This is a genomic window from Streptomyces sp. NPDC060198 (genome assembly GCF_042728415.1).
Taxonomy (GTDB): domain Bacteria; phylum Actinomycetota; class Actinomycetes; order Streptomycetales; family Streptomycetaceae; genus Streptomyces.
The window spans coordinates 1-2,936 of record NZ_JBHWZJ010000579.1; the positions used below are offsets into that span (position 1 = coordinate 1).

At 69.2% G+C, this 2,936-nt stretch carries 2 protein-coding genes; one reads left to right on the forward strand and one right to left on the reverse strand.

Translation table 11 applies throughout. The annotated features are described in order from the left end of the window. Positions 1-45: 45 nt before the first annotated feature. On the reverse strand, positions 46-732 hold the full coding sequence (locus ACFWEP_RS33670) for a hemolysin III family protein (protein ID WP_387375957.1): 687 nt from the start codon (positions 730-732) through the stop codon (positions 46-48). A 328-nt stretch (positions 733-1,060) separates the two neighbouring features. On the opposite strand from ACFWEP_RS33670, the gene ACFWEP_RS33675 reads away from it, so the two are divergent. Beyond that, positions 1,061-2,887 (forward strand): phosphoenolpyruvate carboxykinase (GTP), encoded by a 1,827-nt coding sequence (locus tag ACFWEP_RS33675; protein WP_387375959.1) that lies wholly within the window; start codon positions 1,061-1,063, stop codon positions 2,885-2,887. Positions 2,888-2,936: the final 49 nt, after the last annotated feature.

Genomic DNA, 2,936 nt, shown 5'->3' on the forward strand with positions numbered 1-2,936 from the left:
GCGGCAGCTGCCGCAGGGGGCGTCGGGCTGAAGGCGCGGGGACGGTCAGTCGTGCTGGTAGGCGACGAGCGAGATGGCCACGTAGTGCGCGGTGAACGCGGCGAGGGTCAGCGAGTGGAAGACCTCGTGGAAGCCGAAGAAGCGCGGCGAGGGATTGGGGCGCTTGAGGCCGTAGATCACGCCGCCCGCGCTGTAGAGCAGGCCGCCGACGACGACCAGGACCAGCACGGCGACGCCGCCCGCCCGCATGAAGTCCGGCAGGAAGAAGACCGCCGCCCAGCCCATCGCGATGTAGCAGGGCGTGTACAGCCAGCGCGGGGCGCCGACCCAGAACACCCGGAAGGCGATCCCCGCCAGCGCCGCCGCCCAGACCGCCCACAGCAGGGGCCGCCCGGTGGAATCCGGCAGCAGGAGCAGGGTGAGCGGTGTGTACGTGCCCGCGATGATCAGGAAGATGTTCGCGTGGTCCAGCCGCCGGAGCACCGCCTCGCCGCGCGGACCCCAGGTGCCGCGGTGGTAGACCGCGCTCACGCCGAAGAGCAGGCAGGCGCTGAGGATGTACACCGCGCAGGCGATCCGTCCCTCGGTGCTGTCCGTGAGCGTGATGAGTGCCAGTCCGGCGACCACCACCGCGGGGAACATGCCGGCGTGCAGCCAGCCGCGCATCCGCGGCTTGAGCGGCTCGGCGTCCAGGACGGCGGTATCGGGTGCGGACGCACCGGCAGCAGTCATGTCCGCATGCTACCTACGCCCCCGTAAGTACCGCGTCCGAGTGGTCAGGCTCACTCTCCGGGCACCCGTGGCCCACTCTCCGGGCACCCATGGCTCACTCTCCGGGCGCCCTCGGCCACGCCGCGAAGCTCTTTTCGGGGCGCCGAGGCTCACGCCTCCGAGTGGTCATGCTCACATGTGAGGCCCTCTGGACAGATGGGCGGAAGCGTCGGATGATCAAATGAGTGCGGTCGGCACCGGATGAGCGCCAGGGATGACGCAGTCGAAGCATCCGGGTCGAAGCCCCCACGGGGCATCAACGGCAATCCACCCTCGACAAGGAGCGATCGTGGCGCGCGACAACGCGGCTCCCTCCCCTCTTCCCACCCGGCACCAGGAGCTCGTCTCCTGGGTCGACGAGATCGCGGCCCTCACCCAGCCGGACCGTGTGGTCTGGTGCGACGGCTCAGAAGCCGAGTACGAGCGCCTGTGCGAGGAGCTCGTCGCCAAGGGCACCTTCACGAAGCTGGACGCGACCCTGCGCCCCAACTCCTACTACGCCGCGTCCGATCCGAGCGACGTCGCCCGCGTCGAGGACCGCACCTTCATCTGCTCCGCGAAGGAGTCGGACGCGGGCCCGACCAACCACTGGAAGGACCCCGCCGAGATGCGGGAGATCTTCTCCGGCGAACAGGGCGTCTTCCGGGGCTCGATGCGCGGTCGCACCCTCTACGTCGTGCCCTTCTGCATGGGCCCGGTCGGCTCCCCGCTCTCCGCGATCGGCGTGGAACTCACCGACTCCGCGTACGTCGCCGTCTCCATGCGCACCATGACGCGCATGGGACAGGAGGTCCTCGACGAACTCGGTACCGACGGCTTCTTCGTCAAGGCGGTCCACACCCTCGGCGCCCCGCTCGCGGAGGGGGAGCGGGACGTGCCGTGGCCGTGCAACGCGACCAAGTACATCTCGCACTTCCCCGAGGACCGTGAGATCTGGTCGTACGGCTCCGGCTACGGCGGCAACGCCCTGCTGGGCAAGAAGTGTTACGCGCTGCGCATCGCTTCCGTCATGGCACGCGACGAGGGCTGGCTCGCCGAGCACATGCTGATCCTCAAGCTCACCCCGCCGCGCGGGGAGTCGCGCTACGTCGCCGCCGCGTTCCCGAGCGCCTGCGGCAAGACCAACCTCGCGATGCTGGAGCCGACCGTCTCCGGCTGGAGCGTCGAGACCATCGGTGACGACATCGCCTGGATGCGTTTCGGCGAGGACGGCCGGCTCTACGCGATCAACCCCGAGGCCGGGTTCTTCGGCGTCGCGCCCGGCACCGGCGAGCACACCAACGCCAATGCGATGAAGACGATGTGGGGCAACTCCGTCTTCACCAACGTCGCGCTCACCGACGACGGCGACGTCTGGTGGGAGGGCATGACGGAGGAGCCGCCCGCGCACCTCACCGACTGGAAGGGCAACGACTGGACCCCCGCGTCCGGCGTCCCCGCGGCCCACCCCAACGCCCGCTTCACCGTGCCGGCCGGCCAGTGCCCGATCATCGCCCCCGAGTGGGAGGACCCGAAGGGCGTGCCGATCTCGGCCATTCTCTTCGGAGGCCGTCGCGCCACCGCCGTACCGCTGGTCACGGAGTCCTTCACCTGGCAGCACGGCGTCTTCCTCGGTGCCAACGTCGCCTCCGAGAAGACCGCCGCCGCCGAGGGCAAGGTCGGCGAGCTGCGCCGCGACCCGTTCGCCATGCTGCCGTTCTGCGGCTACAACATGGGCGACTACATGAACCACTGGATCAAGGTGGGCGCGGACAAGCCCGACCAGTCGAAGCTGCCCAAGATCTACTACGTGAACTGGTTCCGCAAGGACGACGCGGGCCGGTTCGTCTGGCCCGGGTTCGGCGAGAACAGCCGGGTGCTCAAGTGGATCGTGGAGCGTCTGGAGGGCACGGCGGAGGGCGTCGAGTCGCCGATCGGCATCCTGCCGGCCAAGGGTTCGCTCGACACCGACGGACTCGAGCTCTCCGAAGCGGAGTTGGACCTCCTCCTCACCGTCGACAAGGAGGTCTGGCGCGAGGAGGCGGCGCTGGTTCCGGAGCACCTCAACACCTTCGGTGACCACACGCCGAAAGAACTGTGGGACGAATACCGGGCGTTGGTCCAGCGCCTGGGGTGAGACCCGGTCCGCCGTGACTCCATGACGGCGTGACAGCGCGACTTTGTGA

Coding starts and splice junctions, on each gene's coding strand:
- ACFWEP_RS33670 (WP_387375957.1), bottom strand. CDS start 732: ATGACTGCTGCCGGTGCGTCCGCACCCGATACCGCCGTCCTGGACGCC.